The organism is Salimicrobium album (assembly GCF_900107115.1).
GTDB classification, from domain to species: domain Bacteria; phylum Bacillota; class Bacilli; order Bacillales; family Halobacillaceae; genus Salimicrobium; species Salimicrobium album.
In genome coordinates this window covers 283,071-306,309 of the sequence record NZ_FNOS01000005.1, presented here as the reverse complement: position 1 = coordinate 306,309, position 23,239 = coordinate 283,071, and the positions used below count along the sequence as shown (strand labels likewise).

General features: G+C 47.1%; 26 protein-coding genes and 1 other annotated feature. Of the genes, 5 read left to right on the top strand and 21 right to left on the bottom strand.

Annotated elements, in window-relative coordinates; translation table 11 throughout:
* Positions 1–127 precede the first annotated feature (127 nt).
* Entirely contained in the window at positions 128–1,192 is a 1,065-nt protein-coding gene (mutY, locus tag BLU03_RS11150; RefSeq protein ID WP_093107817.1) for an A/G-specific adenine glycosylase, read from the bottom strand.
* A 60-nt stretch (positions 1,193–1,252) separates the two neighbouring features.
* Here mutY and BLU03_RS11145 point away from each other — a divergent pair, with 60 nt between their 5' ends.
* Positions 1,253–2,248: a metal-dependent hydrolase gene (locus BLU03_RS11145; protein WP_093107815.1), complete on the top strand. Its 996-nt coding sequence runs from the start codon at positions 1,253–1,255 to the stop codon at positions 2,246–2,248.
* Between the two features lie 27 nt (positions 2,249–2,275).
* On the opposite strand, the gene BLU03_RS11140 is transcribed toward BLU03_RS11145, so the two are convergent.
* Positions 2,276–2,536 (bottom strand): YfhJ family protein, encoded by a 261-nt coding sequence (locus BLU03_RS11140; protein ID WP_093107813.1) that lies wholly within the window; start codon positions 2,534–2,536, stop codon positions 2,276–2,278.
* Positions 2,529–2,942, bottom strand: a complete 414-nt coding sequence (locus tag BLU03_RS11135; protein WP_093107811.1) for a YfhH family protein — start codon at positions 2,940–2,942, stop codon at positions 2,529–2,531. The genes BLU03_RS11140 and BLU03_RS11135 overlap by 8 nt, the downstream gene beginning before the upstream one ends.
* A 50-nt stretch (positions 2,943–2,992) precedes the next feature.
* Here BLU03_RS11135 and BLU03_RS11130 point away from each other — a divergent pair, with 50 nt between their 5' ends.
* On the top strand, positions 2,993–3,646 hold the full coding sequence (locus BLU03_RS11130; RefSeq protein WP_093107809.1) for an SDR family NAD(P)-dependent oxidoreductase: 654 nt from the start codon (positions 2,993–2,995) through the stop codon (positions 3,644–3,646).
* Between the two features lie 289 nt (positions 3,647–3,935).
* On the opposite strand, the gene BLU03_RS11125 is transcribed toward BLU03_RS11130, so the two are convergent.
* The 4 genes from BLU03_RS11125 to recX all read right to left on the bottom strand — a co-directional run bounded on the left by BLU03_RS11125 (position 3,936) and on the right by recX (position 8,198).
* A complete protein-coding gene (locus BLU03_RS11125; RefSeq protein ID WP_076571421.1) occupies positions 3,936–4,202 on the bottom strand; it encodes a phosphocarrier protein HPr in 267 nt (88 codons plus the stop codon).
* A 16-nt stretch (positions 4,203–4,218) separates the two neighbouring features.
* A complete protein-coding gene (gene ptsG / locus BLU03_RS11120) occupies positions 4,219–6,252 on the bottom strand; it encodes a glucose-specific PTS transporter subunit IIBC (protein WP_093107807.1) in 2,034 nt (677 codons plus the stop codon).
* A gap of 174 nt (positions 6,253–6,426) precedes the next feature.
* Positions 6,427–7,266 carry a glucose PTS transporter transcription antiterminator GlcT gene (glcT, locus tag BLU03_RS11115; RefSeq protein ID WP_093107849.1) on the bottom strand — a complete coding sequence of 280 codons (840 nt, stop codon included), beginning with the start codon at positions 7,264–7,266 and terminating at the stop codon, positions 6,427–6,429.
* A gap of 122 nt (positions 7,267–7,388) precedes the next feature.
* Positions 7,389–8,198, bottom strand: coding sequence for a recombination regulator RecX (gene recX / locus BLU03_RS11110; RefSeq protein WP_093107805.1), 810 nt, complete (start codon positions 8,196–8,198; stop codon positions 7,389–7,391).
* Between the two features lie 51 nt (positions 8,199–8,249).
* On the opposite strand from recX, the gene BLU03_RS11105 reads away from it, so the two are divergent.
* Positions 8,250–9,155: a TIGR01777 family oxidoreductase gene (locus tag BLU03_RS11105; protein WP_093107803.1), complete on the top strand. Its 906-nt coding sequence runs from the start codon at positions 8,250–8,252 to the stop codon at positions 9,153–9,155.
* A 67-nt stretch (positions 9,156–9,222) separates the two neighbouring features.
* Here the strand turns inward: BLU03_RS11105 and BLU03_RS11100 are convergent, their stop codons facing one another.
* From BLU03_RS11100 to BLU03_RS11070, 7 genes are all read right to left on the bottom strand, one after another.
* The gene (locus BLU03_RS11100; RefSeq protein WP_176765462.1) at positions 9,223–10,233 is read right to left on the bottom strand and encodes an aliphatic sulfonate ABC transporter substrate-binding protein; all 1,011 of its coding nucleotides are present in this window, start codon (positions 10,231–10,233) and stop codon (positions 9,223–9,225) included.
* A 39-nt stretch (positions 10,234–10,272) separates the two neighbouring features.
* A complete protein-coding gene (locus BLU03_RS11095) occupies positions 10,273–11,031 on the bottom strand; it encodes an ABC transporter permease (RefSeq protein WP_008588490.1) in 759 nt (252 codons plus the stop codon).
* Positions 11,009–11,803, bottom strand: a complete 795-nt coding sequence (locus BLU03_RS11090; RefSeq protein WP_008588488.1) for an ABC transporter ATP-binding protein — start codon at positions 11,801–11,803, stop codon at positions 11,009–11,011. Before BLU03_RS11090 ends, BLU03_RS11095 begins: the two co-directional genes overlap by 23 nt.
* Before the next feature lie 171 nt (positions 11,804–11,974).
* Entirely contained in the window at positions 11,975–12,283 is a 309-nt protein-coding gene (locus BLU03_RS11085; RefSeq protein WP_008588486.1) for a hypothetical protein, read from the bottom strand.
* 68 nt (positions 12,284–12,351) lie between these two features.
* Positions 12,352–13,728, bottom strand: coding sequence for an argininosuccinate lyase (argH, locus tag BLU03_RS11080; protein ID WP_008588484.1), 1,377 nt, complete (start codon positions 13,726–13,728; stop codon positions 12,352–12,354).
* Positions 13,721–14,944: an argininosuccinate synthase gene (locus BLU03_RS11075; protein WP_008588483.1), complete on the bottom strand. Its 1,224-nt coding sequence runs from the start codon at positions 14,942–14,944 to the stop codon at positions 13,721–13,723. Before BLU03_RS11075 ends, argH begins: the two co-directional genes overlap by 8 nt.
* Positions 14,945–15,013: 69 nt before the next feature.
* Positions 15,014–15,242: a binding site (T-box leader), on the bottom strand.
* Positions 15,243–15,393: 151 nt separating this feature from the next.
* Entirely contained in the window at positions 15,394–15,678 is a 285-nt protein-coding gene (locus BLU03_RS11070) for a GNAT family N-acetyltransferase (protein WP_008588481.1), read from the bottom strand.
* Positions 15,679–15,975: 297 nt separating this feature from the next.
* Between BLU03_RS11070 and BLU03_RS11065 the strand changes: the two genes are divergently transcribed.
* Both BLU03_RS11065 and BLU03_RS11060 read left to right on the top strand, forming a co-directional pair.
* The gene (locus BLU03_RS11065) at positions 15,976–16,116 is read left to right on the top strand and encodes an anti-repressor SinI family protein (RefSeq protein WP_093107801.1); all 141 of its coding nucleotides are present in this window, start codon (positions 15,976–15,978) and stop codon (positions 16,114–16,116) included.
* A gap of 81 nt (positions 16,117–16,197) precedes the next feature.
* Positions 16,198–16,500: a hypothetical protein gene (locus BLU03_RS11060; protein WP_008588478.1), complete on the top strand. Its 303-nt coding sequence runs from the start codon at positions 16,198–16,200 to the stop codon at positions 16,498–16,500.
* Positions 16,501–16,514: 14 nt separating this feature from the next.
* On the opposite strand, the gene BLU03_RS11055 is transcribed toward BLU03_RS11060, so the two are convergent.
* Genes BLU03_RS11055 through trpE form a run of 7 tightly spaced genes read right to left on the bottom strand, consistent with a single transcriptional unit; the run spans position 16,515 to position 23,005 of the window.
* Positions 16,515–17,096, bottom strand: coding sequence for an anthranilate synthase component II (locus tag BLU03_RS11055; RefSeq protein ID WP_076571412.1), 582 nt, complete (start codon positions 17,094–17,096; stop codon positions 16,515–16,517).
* Positions 17,097–17,132: 36 nt separating this feature from the next.
* On the bottom strand, positions 17,133–17,939 hold the full coding sequence (trpA, locus tag BLU03_RS11050) for a tryptophan synthase subunit alpha (protein ID WP_008588473.1): 807 nt from the start codon (positions 17,937–17,939) through the stop codon (positions 17,133–17,135).
* Positions 17,936–19,123: a tryptophan synthase subunit beta gene (gene trpB / locus BLU03_RS11045; protein ID WP_093107799.1), complete on the bottom strand. Its 1,188-nt coding sequence runs from the start codon at positions 19,121–19,123 to the stop codon at positions 17,936–17,938. The genes trpA and trpB overlap by 4 nt, the downstream gene beginning before the upstream one ends.
* Positions 19,098–19,757, bottom strand: coding sequence for a phosphoribosylanthranilate isomerase (locus BLU03_RS11040; protein WP_008588469.1), 660 nt, complete (start codon positions 19,755–19,757; stop codon positions 19,098–19,100). The genes trpB and BLU03_RS11040 overlap by 26 nt, the downstream gene beginning before the upstream one ends.
* Positions 19,757–20,512: an indole-3-glycerol phosphate synthase TrpC gene (gene trpC / locus BLU03_RS11035; RefSeq protein WP_093107797.1), complete on the bottom strand. Its 756-nt coding sequence runs from the start codon at positions 20,510–20,512 to the stop codon at positions 19,757–19,759. Before trpC ends, BLU03_RS11040 begins: the two co-directional genes overlap by 1 nt.
* The gene (gene trpD / locus BLU03_RS11030) at positions 20,502–21,521 is read right to left on the bottom strand and encodes an anthranilate phosphoribosyltransferase (RefSeq protein WP_076571406.1); all 1,020 of its coding nucleotides are present in this window, start codon (positions 21,519–21,521) and stop codon (positions 20,502–20,504) included. The genes trpC and trpD overlap by 11 nt, the downstream gene beginning before the upstream one ends.
* Entirely contained in the window at positions 21,518–23,005 is a 1,488-nt protein-coding gene (gene trpE / locus BLU03_RS11025) for an anthranilate synthase component I (protein WP_093107795.1), read from the bottom strand. The genes trpD and trpE overlap by 4 nt, the downstream gene beginning before the upstream one ends.
* Positions 23,006–23,239 lie beyond the last annotated feature (234 nt).

The window sequence follows — 23,239 nt, the reverse complement described above, 5'->3', positions numbered from 1 at the left end:
ACATTTCACTTCATTTACCTTAATGAAAACCAGCCTTCTCCGCCCCAAATTCGCTTTTCTTCCTCTTCATTTCCGCCGGTGGATGACTGCTCCCGCCTGTCCTCATGCCCTTTGTTTTCCAGGTCTTTCACCGGATGTAAGGATGGATTTTCTGGTGGGAGACCGGAAACGGATAGACAGTAAGCTCATTTTTCGACACGAATTTCCCCTGTTCTCCGTTAAACGTACCGGAGATGACTTTCACACGGTGCACTTCCATTTCCCAGATGAGGTGGGAAAATGTGTGCTTAATCCGATCGACCATCCCTTTTTCTTCGATTTTCAAACCGTCAAGCCAACCTTTCTCCGCCTCCTCCTCCAGGACCATCGGGTATTGCCACAGGTTAGCCAAAAGCCCTTTGCCGGGCCGTTTTTCTATAAGTATTTCCCCGTCCTCGTTTTCTGCTATGTACGTGCGATAGCGAATTGTTTTTTGTGTCTTTTTGGAGGACTTCACCGGCAATTCATTTTCAATCCCTTTATGAAAAGCGCGGCAGTGATCCTGAACCGGACACAAAAGGCAGGAGGGGGATTTTGGGGTACACACGATAGCCCCCAGTTCCATCAAACCCTGATTGAAAGAGCTCGGATCTTCGGATGAAATAAGGGAGGAGACCAGCGCTTCAAACAGTTTCCTCGTCGACTGTTTCGCTATATCTTCATCTACCAGAAGAATCCGGGATAATACTCTCATAACATTCCCGTCCACGGCCGGTACCGGGAGGTCGTAAGCGATACTGAGGATTGCCCCTTGCGTGTACGGCCCCACCCCTTTGAGAGAGCCAATTTCCCGGACTGTATCCGGTACTTTGGAGTCGTACTCCGCCACTACCTCTTTTACCGCAGTTTGCAAATTTCGTGCACGGGAATAGTAACCTAGACCCTCCCAGGCTTTTAATACTTCCTGCTCGTCTGCGGAGGCCAGGTCTTCCAGCGTAGGGAATTGACGGAGAAAATTTTCATAATAAGGAATCACCGTCTCCACTTTCGTCTGCTGGAGCATGATCTCTGAGACCCATACACGGTAAGGGTCCTGGTTTTCCCGCCACGGAAGGGTACGCTGTTCTTTTTTAAACCATTCAATCAAATTTTGCCGGAAATCTTCTGCCGGGAAGTCTTTGACTATCTCCAGGGCCAGCTCTTCTCTCTTCAAATTAACACTTCCTTCGTGATACATTATACATTTAGAGAATCGGGAAAAGGGGGAATACACATGGATACAGCTACGCACGTAGTCATGGGAATAGCACTCGGGGGGCTTGCCACCATCGACCCTGTCGTCGCCGAAGACCCGGCTCTTGGCCAGGCTGTCCTTATAGGCACCCTTGCAGGTTCCCAGGCCCCTGACTTCGATACTGTTTTGAAACTTAAAAATAACGCAAAATATATCAGAAACCATCGGGGCATCACCCATTCGATGCCTGCCGTCGTATTGTGGGGGCTGCTGCTCACGGGAATCCTCCACCTGTTTTACCCGGAGGTGAACACCCTTCACCTTTGGATGTGGACTTTTGTGGCAGTCATATTCCACGTCTTCGTCGATGTGTTCAACGCGTACGGAACCCAGGCTTACCGCCCCTTTACCAGAAGGTGGGTCGCCTACGGCTTCATTAATACATTCGACCCGTATATTTTCTATTTTCACGTAGCCGGAATTGTCGCCTGGGTAGCAGGAGCAAACCCTGCCTATCTATGGCTCATCATTTATTTCATCCTTGCTCTCTATTACGTTAAGCGTTACTTCGATAAACGGGAGATGGTGAAGCTTATTGAAGAGAACTTCGAGGACATCGAACAGATTGTAACTTTTCCGACCATCAAACAGAACATCTGGAGAATCGTAATCACTACCCCGTCGAGATACTATGTAGGCCATGCCGAAAACGGACAAATAACGATTCTCGATGAATTCGTCAATAAACCGATCAACACCCGGGATCCGATAGTCGAAAAAGCACTTGAAGACCATAATATCAAAGCTTTTCTATCTTTCTCTCCGGTATATCGTTACGACATCAACTATCACGATGAATATACCGAGCTTCGATTCACGGATCTCCGCTATCGTCATAATGGACGCTATCCATTCGTGGCTATCGTACAGATCGATGACGAACACGGAGAAGATCTCGAGATTCTTGATTCCTACACAGGATGGGTGTTCTCCGAGGAAAAACTTCAGGACAAACTGAGCCCCGGCGAAAGTTGAACCACGCTTTTATCAGCGTGGTTCTTTTTATTCTCCGAAATATTTATTGAACTTGGGGTTGGTAGCTATGAATTCATCGAGATGAGCCCCGTAATGGGTCACCCACTGTCTTACGATCTGTTCGGTCATTTCGCTCCCTCTGTATTTCCTGCCCGCTTTCGCCCGGGTAGCTTCGAAGTCCTCCCAGAGAAGTTCGATCCACTTTCTCGCCTCTTCTTCGGATAAACTGCCATTCTTCCGTTGCAATTCTTTAATGAGCTCTTCCTGAGCGTGATGATGGCTACTCATCGATATCGATCCTGGCTCCGAGCATGGAAATAGGGAGAGCTTCTTCCGGTTCTCCCGTAATACGTTCTTCTTCTTTTTTCTCCACGTAATTCCCATGCTGGTCTTTACGGAAGCCCCAGGCGAATACACCGTTAATATATACGATATAGAAAGTATGGGAAGGGTCCCCCTCTATTTCGTACGTTTCGCCTTTTTTGAAGTCCTTCGGATTCAGCATATACGCCTGAGCCATAGTTATTTTACGCTGATGTACCGCGTATTCATTTACCATACCGAACTGTTCCGCTTTTCTTGCTTTTTCAGTCAATTCGCCGACTTCCCGGCGCAGTTCTTCATACGTGTATTCACTGTATCGACGTTCCACGGTAAACCTCTCCTTCACTTTTTTCCATTTACATTTTAACATTTAAAGAAGACAATAGAAATAAGAACAAACTATCAGGAAAGGAAGTCATTATGGATACCGTTATCATTACAGGAGCAGGAAGCGGCCTTGGAAAAGCTCTGGCCAGACAGTACGCCGACTCCGGATGTATGGTTTACCTCACCGGTCGGAACGAAGGGAAACTCAGAAGCACCAAACGTGAAATCATAGAGCAGGGGGGAAAAGCAGAGTCAGTCGTCTGTGACGTTACAGAAGCCGCTTCTATCGAAGAAATGCTAAAGCAGACGGACAAGGTGGACCTTCTCATTAACAACGCGGGCGTCGGACTGTTCGGGGAACTGGAGAGTTACGGAGAAGAAGACATCGACGCCATGCTCGATACGAATGTAAAAGGAACCATTCTGTTCACTCAGGCAGCACAGCCCAGGCTTGAACTCTCAGGAGGTCGTGTACTGAACATTATCTCTACAGCCGGATTGAAAGGAAAGGTAAATGAAAGCGTCTACTGTGCCAGTAAGTTTGCCGTACGCGGCTTTACCGAAAGTCTACATAAAGAATGGGGAGACAAACCGATCGACGCTACAGCTGTCTACATGGGCGGAATGAACACTCCTTTCTGGAACGATTCGACTCACGTAACCGACCCGGGTAAATTAAAAAACCCGGAAGAGGTGGCAAAAATCATCTTCGAACAGGATGACCGGCGTCCTGAAATAAAGGTATAATAGCCCGCCTCTCTGCAGAAAAGATGCAGGTAAAACGGGAACACTGAAAAACTGAATGTTCTGTGTGAAATAGAAAAAGCGGATGGCATGTTTATACCATCCGCTTTTTCTATTTCTGTACTTAACACTCCCACGGTGGAGAGGAAGAGAGGCTTATGACTTATTCATGACGTTCTCCCGCTCTCTATAACACTGCGAATAACAAAAACCGGACATAAGAGTCCGGTTTTTGTGCGTGTACTATGCTTCCTGCCTGTGGTGCTGCTTTCATCTGTTTCCGACAGGTAAATTATTCGCCAAGTCCTTCTTCTTTCGCTTTTTGAGCAATGGCTTCCACTGCTTCTTTTTCATCAGAGCCTTCAGCGGAAAATGTGATGTCCGAGCCGCTCGGGATGCCTAGAGACATTACACCCATAATCGACTTCATGTTAACCGATTTACCGTTATACTCAAGGTTTATATCCGATTCGTATTTTCCTGCCACCTGTACCAGGGAGGTAGCAGGCCTTGCGTGTACTCCTTCGGAAGCTGTCACTTTCATGTCTCTTTTTTCCATTAAAAATCTCTCCTTATCACTCTTTTATTTTAATAATATTTGTCTGTTCGGTGCTGATTTTGCCTGTGGTCTGTAAGTCCACATACTGATTCTCATTAAGATTCGTGAAGATAATCGGGGTTACAACGGAAGGTGCGTGTTCCTTCAGATACGCTAAGTCCACGTCCATAAGTTTTTGTCCCTGCTTCACTTCGTCACCTTCACCGACGTGGGCGGTAAAGCCTTCTCCGTTCAGTTTCACCGTGTCTATCCCGATGTGAATCAGTATTTCCACTCCGTCCTCTGTTACAAGGCCTAACGCGTGTTTCGTCGGAAAAACATTCACTACTTTTCCGTTAATCGGAGAAACAATAGTCCCCTCTTCCGGATCGATCGCAAAACCGTCCCCCATCATTTTACCTGAAAATACCTGGTCCGGCACATCAGTCAATGGTACCAGTTCACCCTGCATCGGACTTACAAAATCGATATCTTCCGTTACATGCAGTTCCGTATCGGCAGCTGCATCCTGCTTCGGTTTTTCCTGTTTTCGCGGCGTTTTACCATCGATGATATCCTGCATCTGGCCGCGAAGAGAATCGGACACGGGTCCGTAGATAGCCTGGATATTGTTTCCGACTTCCATTACACCGGAAGCACCGAGCTTTTTCAGACGATCCTTGTTCACATTACTCTTATCGTGCACGGAAACACGGAGTCTCGTAATACAGGCGTCAAGGTTATCAATATTTTCCTGGCCACCCATCGCCTGAAGTATTTCGTACGGTTTGTCATCCACTTCTCCTGTTTCCTCGTCCTGGTCTTCCCCTTCTTTCTCACGACCCGGCGTGGCCAGGTTGAACTTGAGGATAGCCCAGCGGAACCCGAAGTAGTAAATGACCGAGAAGATAAGTCCTACGATGATGACCCACCACCAGTCGGTCCGGTTAGGGATGACACCGAATAGAATAAAGTCGATCAGACCTCCGGAGAACGTCTGGCCGATTTTCACACCGAGAATTTCCATAATCATGAAAGAGAATCCTGCGAACACCGCGTGGATTGCGAACAGCAGCGGTGCTACGAAAAGAAACGAGAACTCGATCGGTTCTGTAATACCGGTCAGAAAAGAAGTGAGGGCTGCGGAGAACATAATGCCCCCGACGATCTTTTTACGCTCAGGACGCGCTGTGTGATAAATAGCAAGCGCAGCAGCCGGAAGACCGAACATCATGAACGGGAATTTCCCGACCATGAATGTACCTGCGGTGAACTCTACTCCGTCACGAAGCTGAGCGAAGAAAATCGCCTGGTCGCCTCGGATTATCTCACCGGCAGCATTCGTATAGGAACCGAACTCGAACCAGAACGGAGAATAGAAAATATGGTGAAGACCGAATGGAATAAGCGAACGTTCCACGACTCCGAAAATAAATGCAGCCAGCGTCTGGTTCGACTCAAGCATGAACTGGGAGAATGCGTTCAGTCCTGTTTGAGCGTACGGCCAGACGAAATACATTACAATACCGAGAGCAAGAGACGTAAAGGCTGTAATAATCGGTACGAACCGTTTTCCGGCAAAGAACCCGAGGAATTGCGGAAGTTCTATGTTGTAATACTTCTTATAAAGATAAGAGGCCCATATCCCTACGATAATACCGCCGAAGACTCCGGTCTGCAGTGTAGGAATACCGAGAACTTCGGCATATGCAGGGCTGTTACCGGCCATTTCAGGCGTTACGTCCCCGAGCACTCCCATGGTGACGTTCATAATCAAATATCCGATGATGGCAGCAAGACCTGCTACCCCATCACCTCCGGCCAGACCGATAGCTACCCCGACAGCAAATAACAGGGGCAGGTTATCAAAAACTATCCCCCCGGCTTCTTCCATCAGGGAAAGAACCAGCTGTATCCACGGGTGTTCAAACAGTGGAACGAGATCGGTGAACTGCTCCTGGGCAAAGCTTGTCCCAAAAGCAAGAAGTATACCGGCTGCCGGAAGCAACGCTACCGGAAGCATCAGGGATTTACCGACTTTTTGCAATGTGCCAAATGCATTTTTAAACATAAATGTTTCCTCCTTTTCCCTGCGCAACAGAAAATAACCTCCCGCAGATGAACCGTTTTCAAAAAAACCGTTAAAAAAGACATGAGCACGAACGTCAGCAGTCAAAAGGATACAGGTATCCCGTTAACTACTCACATTTCATACTCATGCCTGATCGTGTCAGTAACACGTACTTTATTTTTGAGTGAGTCGATGAAGATGAATCGTTAAATATACGGCTTCCGCTTCATCTACGGTTTTATTCAGCTGTTGCTGCATTACTTTAATCAATTTCCAAGCAATATTATAGCACGAAGGGTATTCAGCTTTCAACATTTTATCAAGATTTGTCTGGCTCCCTGCAGTCTCCCCGGTGTGCACACGGTGGATGGCCCGGTGTAAATGCTGGACCAACCTGTGATAATCGATACTCTTTCTGTTTATGTTCAGTTCGAGCTGATTTTCTATGAATTCTATCAGCTGAGTAATCAGCTGATTGTGTTTATTAATTTCCCTTAATGATTTATCCGTGACCGCACTGTGGATGTGCAGAGCAATAAAGCCGACTTCCCCGGCAGGAAAATGGACACCGGTCCGGTCATAAATCATCGTAACGACTTCCAGGGCAATCTGGTATTCCTTCGGATAAAGCGTTTCTATTTCTGAAAGGAACGGGTTCTGGAAGTCAAGGGCATTTTGAGTCCTGTGGAAAGCGAATGCCAGGTGATCGGTCAAAGCAACGTGAATGTGCTCATGCAGGGGTTCTTCCATTCTCTCCCCCACGTGCAGAAGTATATCACTCATTAAAGGAATAAGTTCTTCATTCACGTGCGACATCAGATTAACGTACTGCTCCTTTTGCTCGGGATCTCTGAGAAGGAACGTCTTCTCGGCGATTTCCGGCTCGATACAGTCGCCGGGCTTTCGATTGAACCCGATACCTTTCCCGATAAGGATCACTTCTTTGAACGAAGGGTGATCCGCGATGACTACATTATTATTCAATGTTTTCTGCACAGTAACCGGGCTCCCCATAAGTATCCCCCATTTTTTCATTCATCTTAGTCATTTCTCCTTATTCATCGTAACGACTGCCTCCGAACTTTACAAGAAAAAGAATGGAGGAGGACCGGCCGGAACGTCCCGATCTGCACCAGTCAATACCCTTTTTCCTCGAGAAATTCCCTGATCAGATCCCCTGAGAAACCTTTACGATACAGAGAAGCCATGACTTTCTGCTTCAGTTCAAATCCTTCTGCTTTCTTTTCGTATTTACGGATAGCCTTCTCTCCCTGAAGTTCAAGTGCCGTACGTTCGGAGGAATCCTCTTTCTCTTCGGCCAGACGGGCCGCTACTTCCTGAATTACATCCTGGGTAAATCCTTTTTGCATCATGGACTGCTTTGCTGTCTGAAGCTTCTGCTGAAAAGATTTCTTTGAAGTGTCGTTCACTTTTTTCATTCCGAACTTCAGAGCTTTTTCATACTGGTCCTCGAACGAATACTGTTCAAGTGCACTTAAAGCATAGTCTTCAGCTACACCTTTTTTGGAGAGTTCCTGTTTTAAAACAACAGGCCCCTTACTCGAAGTGGCTATTTTACTTTGAACGTAACTTTTGGCGAAAGCTTCATCGTCCAGCAAATTTTCTTTATAAAGACGATTGATCACATCTCTCGCATCTTCTTCTGTCACTTCTTTGTCGATAAGATAGTCGTACATTTCTTTTTCGGATCGCATACGGTAGCTTAAATAATGGATAGCACGGGTATAAGACTTATGTAGTTCATCTTTATTTTTCAACTGCTTAATATCTTCTTCGCTTAATTCCATCCCTTTGTGAAGATTATATTGAATAAGGATGTCTTCACTTACGCCGAAACCAAACTCTTCTTCATCTGTCTTTTTAAAAAAGATGTTGAAGCGTCCTTTATTTTTCTGTTGAACAGAAATTTTACTGATGACAGGCATAGCACCGTCTCCTCTCTGAGGGTAATCATAGCATATAAGGAGGATTCACAGATGAACATAGTTATTGCCGGAGGCACAGGATTTGTAGGTCAGCACCTGACTGAACACTTCACGTCAAAAGGGGATCACGTATCCATTTTAACGAGACACCCGGAAAATCATGAAGACGGGGAAAACGTCCGTTACGTAGGCTGGCTGAAAGAGGAGTATGCTCCCGAAAATCAGTTACAGAACGTAGACGCCATCATTAACCTTGCAGGCGCCTCTCTCGCCGGAGGCAGATGGACTCCCGAAAGGAAACAGCTCATAAGACAAAGCCGGATTGACGCAACGAACGGAGTACTCTCTCTTATCGAAAACCTCGACAAGACTCCGGATGTACTCGTGAACGGCTCCGCGGTAGGTTTCTACGGTACCTCCGTATATAAGTCATTCACGGAAAACACGGAAGAACCGGGGAATGGTTTCCTCGCCAGTGTCACCAAAGACTGGGAAGCGACTGCCAGTCAGGCGAAACTGAAAGGAGTCCGCACAGTGTATGCCCGCTTCGGGTTGATTCTGGGTACAGAAGGAGTACTGCCCCTCATGAAACTTCCTTATAAATATTTTGTCGGTGGCAGACTCGGCAACGGAGAGCAATGGATGTCGTGGGTGCATATTGATGACGTGGTCGGAGCCATTGATGAAGCCGTTCATAACAGTTCCATCGAAAACGCTCTCAATGTAACCGCTCCTACTCCCAAACGTAATGAAGACTTTCTACGAACGCTTGGAGAAGTTCTCGAGCGACCGCACTGGTGTCATGTGCCCGCCGTCGTTATAAGTAAAACATTAGGAGAAATGAGCACACTCGTGCTGAATGGTCAGGCCGTCTACCCTCAAAAATTGAAGAGTCACGATTACCAGTTCCATTATTCGGATGTGCACGGTGCCCTGCACTCTATACTGAAAAAATAACAAAACTATAAAAAACGTGAAGATCTGATTTTGTTGCAGATCTTCACGTTTTTATTCTAATTGACGATCACCCGTTTTTCAGGAACTCCTTATCTACGAGACCTGTAAGGTCTGGTTTCTCCTCCAGAAATTTCAGGTTATAGGAAGAGTCTGCAAAATCCTGAAGTACACTTTCATCCACTTCGTATGAAAAATCAATTCTCTCCCAGGCACCGTCAATAACTTCTTTTTCCAGCCCCTGGTCAGTAATTTCCTTGATCTTATCCTGAGCAATCGTTTTTGCTTCTTCTGGGTTTTCGTTTATGAAGTCTGTAGCCTGTTTGTGGGCATCAACAAGATTCTGGACGAGTTCCGGATTTTTCTCTTTCAATTTCTCCGAAGTTACAAATACAGCTGCAGGTAACGTCTCTCCGAACGCCACTTCCGGAGTGTCCACCAGAACTTTACCGCTTCCTTCGGCTTCAATAACAGAAGCCCAGGGTTCCGGAACCGTAGCCGCATCGACCTTCCCGGCTTCGAACATACTCGCATAGGTGGCCGGCTTCCCGGTCACATGCTTCATGTCTCCCTGCACACGCTCTGAAGTCATTCCGAATTCTTCCTTCATCATCGTTTCGAACTGGACATCGTGCGTACATCCTACCCGAGGGGAGATGAACGTCTTCCCTTTAAGATCCTCCGGAGTTGAAATATTACTGTCATTACTGGCCATAATCACGGTCCCTCCTTTGGAACCGGCTGCTACCACATTGATTGCCGCCCCGCTTACGTAGTGATTCATTGCAGGACCGGGGCCTACTATTCCGCCTTCAATTTCTCCGGTCTCCACCGCTGTCATAAAAGCGGAACCGTCAGGAAAATACTGATAATTAACCTTCGTTCCGTCAGGCAACTGTTCCTGATACATTTCCTTTTCTTCAGCGACCATGCCGGCTGCATGATTAATATTCGGGAAATAACCGACAGTAATTTCATCCGCCTCTTTTTCTTCGCCACCTGCTTCTGATTCACTGCTGCCACATGCACTAAGGACTATGAGTAAAACGCCGACTGCGGTCATATAAAAAATTTTTTTCAACTTCTCCACTCCTTTTTTTCAGGCAATAATTACAGTATTCTATAAAATTCCCCATCGTTTCATTACGTTTTTCTCCAGTTTCGAAAATACGAGCTGATCCACGACAGCCCCTATGACTCCGATGATAATGATAATCCCGATCACCTGATCCATCCTTGCATAGTCTTGAGCATAGCGGAGGGAATAACCGAGACCCGGACCGTTACTCAGCAATTCCCCGGCCATTAATGCCCTCCAGCTGAAAGCCCACGCAAGGCGCAGCCCCGACATAAAGTAAGGGACACTGGCCGGAATTTCCACCCGGAAAAACTGGGACACCCCGCTCACTCCCATCGTTCTTGCTGCACGTAATAAGTGCGGCGGTACGCTCCTGATTGCCGAGCGCACATTCAACGCCATTACGAACGTACCTCCAAGTACCACTACAAATACGACAGCAGCTTCCGAAAAACCGAAAATCATAATAGCGAGCGGAACCCATACGATACTCGGAATACTTTGAAGAGCTACAAGATACATCCCTGCCGTTTCATCCGCTTCTCTGGACTTGCCGAGGAGGACCCCGAGCACTGTCCCGAATAAAATGGCCAGAACCAGTCCCGAAAACAGGTGTCTGAAACTCGCACCGAGAGCTGTAACAAGATCACCATCGGCAAATCCCTCGTAGAGGGAGGAGACTACCGTAAGAGGAGAAGGAAATATTATATCTTCAAAAATGTTCAGGGCATAAATACCCTGCCAAATACCTGCAACGACAACTAGAAAAACGATCCGTTTAGTTATAAGAGACAGATTCATTATCCAGTTCCTCTTTCAGTACTTTGTCTATCTCTTTCTCGAGCAGTTCCATCACATGTTTTTCCCAACCGATAACATTCTCATCATCGCGTGCCCGCGGTCGTGGCACATCAATGCTGAAATCGGCAATAATCCTCCCCGGTCTCGTGCCCATTACAATCACCCTGTCCGACAGTTTGATCGCCTCCTGAATACTGTGAGTAACAAAAAGAATCGTTTTTCTCGTTTCTTCCCATATAGATAAAAGCTCTCTATGAAGAATGTGCCTCGTCTGTTCGTCAAGAGCACCGAAAGGCTCGTCCATCAAAAGAACTTTCGGGTCCATGGCAAGGGCCCTTGCAATAGCCACCCGCTGCTGCATACCGCCGGAAAGTTCATATGTATATCTGGAACTGGAAGAACTGAGGTGCACCATTTTCAAAAAATGTTCGGCACGCGCTTCGGCTTCTTTTTTTGACCTTTTCTTCTTTAGGGGAAACATGACGTTCTCCCGGACAGTCAGCCATGGAAACAGCGACGGTTGCTGAAATACCATCCCTCTTTCCGGATCAGGACCTGTTATTTCTTGTCCCTCGAGTTTAATCGTCCCTTCGGAGGTATCCTCGAGTCCCGCCACCATCGATAATAGGGTTGACTTTCCGCAGCCGGACGGTCCGAGGATAGAAACGAACTGGTTATTTTCAATACTTATATTCACTCCCTTGAATACTTCAAATTCGTTTTCCGTTGCTTCGCCAAAGCGTTTTCCTGTGTCCTCAAACTCCAAAAACATGTACTCCCTCCCTTTTCAAAACCTACTTGTTTACTTAGCATTAAATTTTAAATAAAAACGCGACGTATGTCAACATTATTCCTATAAGTTTACTATGTAATTAAAAAAACTCCACTAGCGGAGGCTTCTGCTCCGATAATGGAGATATTTCACTTAAATCACCACGGCCATCTATTCTTTTTTCATTGCTCCATGCTCTTGCAGCACTTTTAGTACTCCTTCGTGATCCTCCTCTTCGACTTCGAACTGAAGAAGGTGGGTAACTTCTTTTCCTTTATTTCCAAGTGCTTCGTTAAAAGTTTCCCCGTACTCCGCAACATCCGCCTGGAACCCTCCGGAAGTAAAAGGGATGACGCGCTCAAGTTTTGAATCCTGCGGTATCTCTTCGACTCTTTCTTTCTCCACCTTATACTTCTTAAGCGAAGTGAGGGCGCTTTCAGCATCATTTTCATTTGCAAAATACGCGATTACCTGTTTCATTATTCTCCTCCTGACTGCGTGACGTAGTACACTCTTCCCTTTTCCCAATAATAGAACACTTGCCTTCCTTAAAAAGACAAATGTTCTTCAGCAGCTTTCAACTGTTCTCTCACCTGGTCAAATCCCGTGCCGCCCTCACTTTTTCTGGCTGCTATCACCTGATCAGGGGCCAGTTTTTCAAAAATATCCTCGTCGATCAGTTCCGAAAATTCTTTGAATTCTTCCAGTTTCAAATCAAGCAGATACTTCTCTTCCTGAATAGCGTACAGAACAATTTTACCGATGATTTCATGCGCTTCACGGAATGGCAGACCTTTTACCGCAAGATAATCCGCCATATCAGTGGCATTGGAATAATCACTTTTTACGGAACTGTCCGTTCTGTGCTTATTGACTTCCATCGTTTCAAGCATCGGGGCAAGAAGGGAGAGGGCCCCCTCCAACGTCTCCACTGTATCGAACATCCCCTCTTTGTCTTCCTGCATATCTTTATTGTAAGCAAGAGGCAGACCCTTCAACAGTGTTAAAAGCCCCATCAGGTTTCCGTAAATTCTTCCTGTCTTCCCCCGCAGCAGCTCAGGGACGTCGGGGTTCTTCTTCTGCGGCATAATACTTGAACCGGTACAGAAAGCATCATCCAGTTCCACAAACCGGAATTCCTCGCTGCTCCACATTACCAGTTCCTCGGACAGCCGGGAGATATGCATGATCAATATAGAAGCGTCCGAAAGAAATTCAAGAATAAAGTCCCTGTCGCTCACTGCGTCGAGAGAATTCGGATACACCTTTTCGAAACCGAGAGCTTCCGCTGTCTCACGGCGATTGATCGGATACGTCGTTCCGGCCAGTGCCGCTGCCCCGAGAGGCGACCAGTTCACACGCTTCAGACTGTCCTGAAGTCTTTCTTTATCTCTTTCAAACATCCAGAAATAAGCAAGAATATGGTGGGCGAAAGAAATCGGCTGAGCCCGCTGCAGGTGAGTATACCCGGGGATCATCGTCTCCACATTCGATCCCGCCTGCCCGACGATCGCCTGCTGGACAGTCTCTACAAGTTCAATGAGTTTCTTCGTCTTCTCTCTCAGATACAGATGCATATCTGTAGCCACCTGGTCATTACGGCTCCGCCCCGTATGAAGTTTTCCGCCCACAGGACCTATTTCGTCAATAAGCATATGTTCGATATTCATATGGATATCTTCGTCAGCTACAGAATATTCAACTTCTCCCCTCTCTATTCTGGAGAGAATTTTATCCAGTCCCTCACCGATCTCCCGGGCTTCTTCCGTCGGGATTATCCCCTGATTTCCGAGCATACGCACGTGAGCCTTACTTCCTTCAATATCAAATGCCGCCAGCTTTTTATCAAAACTGATCGAGGCTGTATACTCCTCGACCAGTTCGTCCGTCTGCTTCGTGAATCTTCCGCCCCAAAGCTTACTCATCTACTGACACCAGATGTTTCTTCTTATTATGCACATCCGCATGCACTTTTGTAGGAAGCCCCCACAATTTGATAAAACCTACGGCAGCATTATGATCGAAAGCATCTTCTTTTGAATAGGTTGATAATTCTTCGTTATAAAGACTTACAGGGGACTGCTTACCGATGACCTGATGGTGCCCTTTGAACAGCTTGATTTTCACCGTTCCCGTCACAAACTGCTGAGTATCTTCCACAAACGCCTGCAGGGCTGTTCTGAGCGGAGAATACCAGAGCCCGTCATATACCACTTGAGCCAGTTGCTGTTCTACCTGGGGTTTGTAGTGAGCCACTTCCCTGGTAAGTGTAAGCGACTCCAGTTCTTTATGGGCGTTAATAAGAATCATGGCTGCCGGATTTTCGTACACTTCTCTCGACTTGATCCCCACCAGTCTGTTCTCTGTATGATCTATCCGCCCGACTCCATGCTCTCCTCCAAGAACATTCAGTTTCTCAATCATGTCGACGAGTCCGAGTGCTTCTCCGTTCAGACTCACAGGCTTTCCCTGTTCAAAGGAGATTTCGATCGTTTCAGGGGTATCCGGTGTGTCTTCCACCGGGTTTGTCCAGTCATATGCTGCTTCAGGTGCTTCCTGCCACGGATCTTCCAGAACCCCCGCTTCACAGGCTCTCCCCCAGATATTCGCGTCGATGGAGAAAGGATTTTCAAGGTTTACCGGAATAGGTATACCTTTCTCTTCTGCATAACCTATCTGCTCATCCCTCGTCATACCCCATTCTCTGACGGGGGCAATGACTTCCAATTCCGGATTCAGAGCCTGAATGGACAGCTCAAACCTGACCTGGTCGTTTCCTTTTCCGGTACATCCGTGTGCTACGGCTACTGCCCCTTCCTGCTCCGCTACTTCCACCAGCAGTTTGGAAATGAGAGGTCTCGATAAGGCGGAAGAGAGCGGATATTTCCCTTCGTAGAGCGTATTCGCTTTCAGCGCGGGCATTAAGTACTCTTCGGCGAGCAGTTCTTTCCCCTCTATCATGATCGCTTTAACTGCTCCGACATCGAGCGCTTTCTGTCTGATCGTCTCAAGATCCTTCCCCTCTCCGACATCGATACCGAGTGCAATTACGTCGTAACCATATTTTTCCTGAATCCATTTAACTGATATGGAAGTGTCCAGCCCTCCGGAATATGCAAGCACTACTTTAGGTTTAGCCATAAATATCTTCCTCCTTATAGTTATTTTCAATAATCGTTTGATCTGCAATAAGAAAAGTCCGCCTCTTCGTAAAGAGACGGACGTATATCCGCGGTACCACTCTCGTTGTCCTCACCTGTCTCTGACAGTAAAGGACCGGCTCGTCACGGGATAACGGGCAGGAACCCGGTTCCGGCTACTTATTTTCACCGGAACTTCTCCAAAGTGCGTTTCTTTCAGCTTCCGTACACCGGGCTCCCACCATCCGCCGGTTCGCTGGAGTCTTCGACTGAAATACTTACTTTTTCGCTGAATGTATTTTTATTATTATTTATTCATAATTATACATTTTTATTTAAACCTGTCAACACGCTACCCTTATATTTTTATAATCAGCGGTTCATTAAGTATTTTTTCTTCTAAAACAGCGCTCCTGCCTGCGTGGCAAAAGCGCTGTTTTTACATGGGAGTCAGGAATTATGAATTCCAATGAATACATCATGATATTCTTCGTTATTCGTCAGGACATCGCGCGTGTAAGGACAGTGAGCGACGATTTTTTTATTTTCTTCTCTCGCATAGTTGACTACAGCTTCCACCAGCTGCTTTCCCGCTCCCTGGCCTCTCATCGATTCGCCGACATACGTGTGGTCGACTATAAGCTTATCATCCCCGAATTTCTCGAAATGGATATAAGCTTCCGGATTGTCGCTGTCTCCTGCGAAAAAACGTTTATCATCCTGATACAGTTTCATGACCAACTACTCCTTTCGATTGTTTGTAGGAATAAATCGTTCTAGCTCCAAGATTCTCCTGTAAGAGAAAGCGCCTTTTGCGCCCCCCTTTTTCTACCGATAAAAGTGTTGTTTCTTATACATCACTGCTCCCTGCTGGTTAAATGTTTTGTATACACTATTAAGTATAAACCATTTCCTCTCTGCCAAAAACCAAAAAGAGAACAAAAGTTTTCTGATAAATACAAAAATTTGTGTTTATTTTATCAGATAAAAGCGTTATAATGAAGTCATCCTATAGAGTGGGGTGTGATTTGCTTGAATAAAAAACTTGATATGGAATGGGTGGAACTGATGCAGGAAGCCCGGAACCTCGGACTCTCACCGGAAGAAATCAGCAGATTTCTTAACACCGGCGGTCAGGAGGAATCACCTAAAAATATAACGGTGATCCAGTAATCTGACAGTCAACAAGCACCCCCACTCTCCCTATACTAATTGCTGAAGGTCTCCTATAATAATTATCAGGAGGTTTTTTTTATGAACGAAAAAGACGAATGGATCATACAGAAATATAAAGAAGAAGAGAAAATGATGATTTTGCTGTTTGCCCAGTGGTGTGTCGACCACGGGGAAAACGCAGTAGAAGTTTATCAGACGGCTTACCCCTACCAGGAAGTCAGTCCTCTTTTGAAAGAGATGCTCAAAGACACGGTTCCTGCAAAAGAGTCGGAAGGCATTCAGGAGGAGCTTCTACTGGACGTCCTTTCCGCTTTCGGAAATGAGGAACTGGCGTTTACAGTGGCTGAAATCTCTTCTTCGCACGAAGAAAAGCGCCTCTGAAGCGAGGCGCTTTTTCACATTTTCACCGCGGTATACGCTTGAAGCATATTTCTGACTAATCGTTTCCCCTCCACGGTGCCAATTGATTCAGGGTGAAACTGGACCCCCTCAAGAGGATAGTCTCTGTGCCTGATTCCCATCACTGTCCCTTCGGAAGTGGCAGCCGTAACATCAAAACATGGCGGTAATGTCGGCAGGTCCACTATAAGAGAATGGTAGCGCATTGCAGTCAAAGGCGTCGACAGGCCTGCGAATACAGTGTGCCCGTCATGATCGATTTCGGAAGCTTTCCCATGCATCAGGCGGTCCGCACGAATTATCGAGCCCCCGAAGTAATAAGCAAGTGCCTGGTGACCGAGACACACTCCGAATATAGGGATTTCTTTATGAAATATTCGAATGATTTCCTGAGTACGGGGCATTTTTTCCGGAGATTGCGGTCCGGGCGAGAGAACTATAAGTTCAGGAGCCAGCTCCCTGATTTCCTGCGGCGATATCTCCTCGGGGCGACGAACCACCACTTCTGCTCCCAGTTCCCCGATGTATTGAACGAGATTATAAGTGAACGAATCATAATGGTCGATCATGTAGATCATCTCTGCTCTGCTCCTCTCTGCTAATTCTGAATACTGTTATCCTTTCACAAGTTTTCGCAATTCTTCCGAAAATTGTTCCAATCCTCTTTTTTCATCTGTATTTTTCTCTGTTTCCACACTGGCCTCAATCATCTTCACTATTTTACTTCCTATAATGTATCCGTCTGCATGTTTCTTCATCAGCTCCACCTGATCATACGAGGAGATGCCGAAGCCGACCGCCACAGGAACACTGCTGTATTCTTTCACTTTTTCTATAAAAGCAAGTGTTTCGGGAGCTATCTCTTTCCTCTCCCCCGTAACACCCAGGCTTGATACACAATAAAGAAAACCGCGGGCCTGCTCCGCTATTCTTTTGATTCTCGCTTCGGAAGTAGGAGCCACAAGCGAAATAAGTTCTATGTTCTTCTGCTTAGTACGCTCGTTCAGGTCTTCACTTTCTTCGAGGGGAAGATCCGGGATAAGCAGTCCTTCCACTCCGTTTTGTTCAAGGGCTTCGATAAACTTATCGTGGCCGTATTGAAGTACGGGATTGTAGTACGTAAAGATGACGACCGGGATGGATACTCCCGCTTTTCTCAATGTCGGGACCATCTCCACTGCTTTTTTCAAAGACATCCCCGCATCAAGCGCCCGTTTTGCCGCTTTTTGAATGACCGGGCCATCCGCCAGAGGGTCGGAATACGGGACCCCAAGCTCCAGCACGTCCGCTCCTTCTTCCTGGAGGCGGAGGGCATATTGGACGGTTTTATCCGGATGGGGGTCACCTGCAACTATAAAAGGGATGAACAGGTCTTTCTCCCTGGTCAGCTTTCCCTGAAACATCGTCCTCTGTGTCATCATTGCAGTCCCTCCTCCGTAAAATGTTCCATAAGCGTCGCCATGTCTTTATCTCCCCGGCCGGAGACGTTGATAACGATAGTATCTTCCACGGACATCTCTTTCGCTTCCTTTATCGCCTGAGCGACTGCGTGAGCGGATTCGATCGCAGGAATGATACCTTCAGCCCGGGAAAGCTGCTTCACGGCTTCCAGAGCTTCTTCATCGGTGACCGATTCATACCGGACCCGCTTCGTTCTGAAAAGATTTGCATGCTCCGGACCGATCCCCGGATAGTCGAGTCCTGCTGAAATGGAATACGGCTCTGTAATCTGTCCATTCTCATCCTGCATCAGATAGGTGAGAGACCCGTGAATCACTCCGGGTGTTCCTTTTGTAAGAGTGGCCGCGTGTTCCGAAGTATTTATCCCTTTTCCGGCAGCTTCGATACCGATAAGCTCTACATCTTCTTCCAGATACGGATAAAACATACCGATGGCGTTACTTCCACCGCCAACACATGCATAAATCCTGTCAGCTTTCCGTGTCATCTGCTCTTTTGTCTCATCACCGATAATACGCTGGAAGTTCCTCACCATTCTCGGATAAGGGTGGGGCCCGACGACGGAACCGATCAGGTAGAAATGGTCGTCACAGTTCGCTACCCAGTAGCGGATCGCTTCGTTTGTAGCGTCTTTTAATGTACCGTTCCCGCTTGAAACAGGAACCACTTCCGCACCAAGAAGTTTCATCCGGAACACGTTCAGTTCCTGTCTCCTGATATCCTCTTCCCCCATAAATACTTTGCAGGTAAGCCCGAGCTTTGCCGCTATGGTCGCGGAGGCGACACCGTGCTGTCCTGCTCCGGTCTCGGCTATGATTTTATCTTTACCCATACGTTTGGCCAGAAGGGCCTGACCGAGAGCGTTATTCAATTTATGTGCCCCAGTGTGAAGCAGGTCTTCCCGCTTCAGGTAAATATGGGCTCCTCCCAGTTCAGCGGTCAGTTTATCTGCATACGTCAGTGGAGTCGGACGGCCGGCATATTCTTTCAGATCGTGTTCATACTGTTTCAGGAAAGTCTCGTCTTCCATCGCTTCATCAAGCGCGGATTCCAGTTCCTCCAGTGGTGCCATCAGCGTTTCCGGTACGTATTTTCCACCGAAGTCACCGAATCTCCCCTTATGATTTGGCAAATTTGTAAGCATGACCCGTCACCTCTTTCGTAATTACCTGGATTTTATGAAAATCTTTCCGACCCTCTGTTTCAATTCCGCTTGAAATATCTACGCCTTCCGGAGAGTAGGTCATCAATTCCTTAATGTTTTCGGGAGTAATACCTCCCGCCATCAGACACGGTACGTTCTGCCTGTTCGCTTCCTGCTGGTAAGCAGGAATAGCTTCCCAGTCAAAGCTGACACCTGTGCCGCCGTAAGCTCCCTTCACTTTGGAATCCACAACGAAGCCCTCAGCCACCCCGCTGAACAGCTTCATCGTCGCCAGACCATCCTTCTGGTGAGGGATAGCTTTCCATACGGGCATAGGGAAAGTTTCCTTGATTTTCAGGAGTTCCGAAACCGTCTCGTTACCGTGGAGTTGTATAACATCGAGAGGTACAAACCTCAGCACTTCATCAATTTCATCTACAGTCGGATTAACGAATACACCTACCAGCTTCTGAGCAGGTCTGATACGTTTAATCCAGCTGCCTGCTTTCTCGGGAAGAACGTATCTTCCCGCAGACTTCACAAAGATAAAACCTAAATGGGTAGCAGGCGAAAACGCGCCTTTTTCCACGTCAGCCTCACGCTGGTTTCCGCAAAGTTTAATAAGTGGTTCCATTAGTTCTCCTCCTTCAGCAGCTGTCGTACCGCTTCTTCCACATCTGACTGCCTCATTAATGACTCACCCACAAGAACCGCTCCCGCTCCGGCTTTCTTTACCTCGGCTACATGCTCGCTCGTATAGATTCCACTTTCGGATATGAGAAAACAGTTTTCGGGCACCGAATCGGCAATAGTAGCTGTGTGGGTAAGGCTCGTGTTGAAAGTATTCAAATCACGATTGTTGATACCGAGTACTGCAGGCGTGAAAACCTCCAGAATTCTGTGCAGCGTTTTTAAAGCATGCACTTCGACCAGCACTTCCATGCCGAGACTGTACGCTTCATCATACAGCTTTTTCAACTGTTCCACATCCAGCGCTTCACCGATCAGCAGGATAGCATCCGCCCCTAATCGGCGGCTCTCCTGAACCTGGAGGGAGTCGATGATGAAATCCTTTCTCATTACGGGCAGGGAAACGTGCTGTTTAATCGCTGTGAGATATTCAGGATTTCCCTGAAAAAAGGTTTGGTCGGTCAATACGGATATAGCCCGGGCTCCGCCTGCTTCGTAGGCTTTCGCTATAGCCACAGGGTCAAAATCTTCGCGTATAAGTCCTTTGGAAGGAGACGCTTTTTTTACTTCGGCTATAAGTCCGATCGATCCTTCCTTCTTCAGAGAATCAGCGAACGGCACACACGGTTCTCCCTCACGTTCCGGAAGGGTGAGTCTGCTGATTTCTTCTCTTTTCACTTCCAGAATCTTATTCAGCATAACTGCTCTCCCCTTCTGTCAAGCGTTCATAGTACTGTTCAACTTTTCGACCGGCGATCGCTTCCTTCACCTGTGTTACCCCGTCGGCGATGGTTTCAGCACCTCCGGCTACGTAAACGCCGGCACCGGCATTCATTACGGCAATAGCCTGAGCGGCTTCCGGAGCAGAACCTTTCAGCACGTTCCGGATTAAAGCGGCACTTTCATCCGAGGATGAGATCTGAACATCTTCAATCGGAAAAGTACTGTAACCGAAATCCGCGGGATGGACTGTGAATCTGGTTATTTCGTTATTTTTAAGTTCCACTACGTCCGTCGTACCGGTAATAGTAATCTCATCCAGACCATCCTGTCCTGTTACGAACAGTACGTGTTCCGACCCTAATTGTCTAAGAGCCTCCGCCATCTTTTCGGCATACTCCGTGTCATACACACCTATCAGCTGTCTCTTCGCGTTTGCAGGGTTGCTCATCGGGCCGAGCAGATTGAATACCGTGCGGAATCCCAGTTCTTCCCGGGCTTTTGCTGCATGCTTCATCGCAGGATGATAAACCGGGGCGTACAGAAACGTCAGACCTTGAGCCCGGATCGTTTCCGCTCCCTCATCCGGAGTGGAGTCCACCCGGATACCGAGAGTTTCTATAACATCTGCGCTTCCGCTCGTGGAAGAAACTTTACGATTTCCATGTTTCGCGACTTTAACCCCCATTCCAGCCAGTATAATCGAGACGGCAGTCGAAATATTGTAGGTAGAGGCGCCATCGCCCCCCGTACCGCACGTATCCACGACATCGGAGTCGGACATCGGAAATTCTTTCATGTGTTCTCTCATCGCTTTGACAAATCCTGTGATTTCACTTGAGGTTTCCCCGCGATATTTCATAAGGCTGAGAAGACCGGCCAGCTGAGCCGTGGTCACTTCCCCGTTCATTATCGAATGCATCAGCTCATAAGCTTCATGTTCAGAAAAAACTTTACCCTCCAGGGTGTCATTTAAAAATTTGTTCATTTCTTCTCCGCTCCTTCTCTTCTCGTCTCAAATGCCTGCTCTGCTACAGCCAGCGCATATTTCAACGCACTCGCTTTCTTCACTGTTTCCTCATACTCCCCTTCAGGATCCGAATCGGCCACGACTCCGGCTCCGGCCTGGATAAAGACCTGCTGACCGATTTTCGTCATCGTCCGGATGGCAATACAGGAGTCCAGGTCTCCGTCAAGACCCAGATATACCACTCCACCCCCATACACGTGCCGGGGAGAAGGTTCCAGTTCACGCAGAATCTGCATTGCTCTTACTTTCGGCGCTCCTGAAAGTGTCCCTGCCGGAAATGCGGCTGTTAAAGCATCGATAGAGGAAATATCCTCCCTTATCTCTCCTGTAACTTTACTGATGATATGCATTACTTTTGCAAAAAGTCCGATCGTCATATAGTCATGGACGTCCACTGTTCCGTATTTAGCTACCCGTCCGACATCATTCCTGGCAAGATCCACGAGCATACGGTGTTCTGCCTGCTCTTTCTCATCCGCCAGAAGATCGGCTGCCAGCTCTTTATCCTCCTCTTCCGTTTCGCCTCTCTTTCTCGTCCCGGCGATAGGATGGATTTCCAGCTGTCCTTTTTCCACACGCAGTAACCTTTCCGGTGAGCTGCCTATTATTTCCATGTGGGGGAAGTTCAAATAAAACATATACGGGGAAGGGTTCACTTTTCTGAGGACCCGGTACAGTTCAAAGCCCGAACGTGTCGTTTCAGCCTGGAAACGCTGGGAAAGCACTGCCTGAAATATATCGCCCGCTTCAATATACTCCTTGATAGTACGTACACTTTCGAGGTAACTGTTTTTGGTGAAATTACTTGTCAGAGTCATTTCCACCGGACGGATGTTTTCATCAATAAGGAAGTCCGGAAACACACTTCCTTTCACAATCGACCGTTTCACCTCATTAATGCGTTCGCAGGTGTTTCGATAAGAAGATTCAGGGAACTTCCCGTCCGCAAAAGAAATGACCGTCGTTTTTTCGGTACGGTGTTCATGAGCAATAATGGTGCGACAGAACACAAAATGATAGTTTTCCTGATCTTCATTAACGGGAGGCACAGGTTCAAAATCAGAAACTGCATCGTAGGATATATACCCTACGCACCCTCCCTTGAACGGAAGAGGCGTCTTCGGAATCTTGATCTGAAGAAATTCATAAAGACCTTCATACGCTTCTTCAAGCGATGTGTATGCGGAAGTTTCTTCCGTTTCCAGAGTTTTTACAAAAAATCGCCCTTCTTCCTGAAAAATAGTATAGGCGGGGTCGAGGCCTATAAAGGAGTAGTTGGACCACTCCGACTCCCTGTCTCCACTTTCAAGCATGTAGACCGCTTCTTTTTCAAGAGCCGCAAACATGTGAATCGGAGTGATAGTGTCTGTTGTAAATGTCTCCATCACAGGAATAGTAAGATAATGATCAGAATCTTTTCGGAAGGATTCATAAGTAGTCAAGTGGCTCACCTCTCCATAGTTGCAGAATGGAGAATGAGATTATGAAGAATGTAAGAGAGTGGTGGTGCAGGGGATATGACGCAGCCCTCAGACAGCTCCTTACGTCCGTCTTTATCTGCGTTCTCTCGGCTCACCTGAATTCTCAGCTCAACTGCTCTCATTCTCGACTTTATAATGTAACTTTCGAATAGTTTATAAAATTCAGAACTGAAAGTCAACCTTATAGGCAGGTTT

What these genes read in the sequence shown, in the direction of transcription:
- BLU03_RS11145 (WP_093107815.1), top strand. Translation starts at nt 1,253, where the DNA reads ATGGATACAGCTACGCACGTAGTCATGGGAATAGCACTCGGGGGGCTT.
- BLU03_RS11140 (WP_093107813.1), bottom strand. Translation starts at nt 2,536, where the DNA reads ATGAGTAGCCATCATCACGCTCAGGAAGAGCTCATTAAAGAATTGCAA.
- BLU03_RS11135 (WP_093107811.1), bottom strand. Translation starts at nt 2,942, where the DNA reads ATGTTAAAATGTAAATGGAAAAAAGTGAAGGAGAGGTTTACCGTGGAA.
- BLU03_RS11130 (WP_093107809.1), top strand. Translation starts at nt 2,993, where the DNA reads ATGGATACCGTTATCATTACAGGAGCAGGAAGCGGCCTTGGAAAAGCT.
- BLU03_RS11125 (WP_076571421.1), bottom strand. Translation starts at nt 4,202, where the DNA reads ATGGAAAAAAGAGACATGAAAGTGACAGCTTCCGAAGGAGTACACGCA.
- ptsG (WP_093107807.1), bottom strand. Translation starts at nt 6,252, where the DNA reads ATGTTTAAAAATGCATTTGGCACATTGCAAAAAGTCGGTAAATCCCTG.
- glcT (WP_093107849.1), bottom strand. Translation starts at nt 7,266, where the DNA reads ATGGGGAGCCCGGTTACTGTGCAGAAAACATTGAATAATAATGTAGTC.
- recX (WP_093107805.1), bottom strand. Translation starts at nt 8,198, where the DNA reads ATGCCTGTCATCAGTAAAATTTCTGTTCAACAGAAAAATAAAGGACGC.
- BLU03_RS11105 (WP_093107803.1), top strand. Translation starts at nt 8,250, where the DNA reads ATGAACATAGTTATTGCCGGAGGCACAGGATTTGTAGGTCAGCACCTG.
- BLU03_RS11095 (WP_008588490.1), bottom strand. Translation starts at nt 11,031, where the DNA reads ATGAATCTGTCTCTTATAACTAAACGGATCGTTTTTCTAGTTGTCGTT.
- BLU03_RS11090 (WP_008588488.1), bottom strand. Translation starts at nt 11,803, where the DNA reads ATGTTTTTGGAGTTTGAGGACACAGGAAAACGCTTTGGCGAAGCAACG.
- BLU03_RS11085 (WP_008588486.1), bottom strand. Translation starts at nt 12,283, where the DNA reads ATGAAACAGGTAATCGCGTATTTTGCAAATGAAAATGATGCTGAAAGC.
- argH (WP_008588484.1), bottom strand. Translation starts at nt 13,728, where the DNA reads ATGAGTAAGCTTTGGGGCGGAAGATTCACGAAGCAGACGGACGAACTG.
- BLU03_RS11075 (WP_008588483.1), bottom strand. Translation starts at nt 14,944, where the DNA reads ATGGCTAAACCTAAAGTAGTGCTTGCATATTCCGGAGGGCTGGACACT.
- BLU03_RS11070 (WP_008588481.1), bottom strand. Translation starts at nt 15,678, where the DNA reads ATGAAACTGTATCAGGATGATAAACGTTTTTTCGCAGGAGACAGCGAC.
- BLU03_RS11060 (WP_008588478.1), top strand. Translation starts at nt 16,198, where the DNA reads ATGAACGAAAAAGACGAATGGATCATACAGAAATATAAAGAAGAAGAG.
- BLU03_RS11055 (WP_076571412.1), bottom strand. Translation starts at nt 17,096, where the DNA reads ATGATCTACATGATCGACCATTATGATTCGTTCACTTATAATCTCGTT.
- trpA (WP_008588473.1), bottom strand. Translation starts at nt 17,939, where the DNA reads ATGATGACACAGAGGACGATGTTTCAGGGAAAGCTGACCAGGGAGAAA.
- trpB (WP_093107799.1), bottom strand. Translation starts at nt 19,123, where the DNA reads ATGCTTACAAATTTGCCAAATCATAAGGGGAGATTCGGTGACTTCGGT.
- BLU03_RS11040 (WP_008588469.1), bottom strand. Translation starts at nt 19,757, where the DNA reads ATGGAACCACTTATTAAACTTTGCGGAAACCAGCGTGAGGCTGACGTG.
- trpC (WP_093107797.1), bottom strand. Translation starts at nt 20,512, where the DNA reads ATGCTGAATAAGATTCTGGAAGTGAAAAGAGAAGAAATCAGCAGACTC.
- trpD (WP_076571406.1), bottom strand. Translation starts at nt 21,521, where the DNA reads ATGAACAAATTTTTAAATGACACCCTGGAGGGTAAAGTTTTTTCTGAA.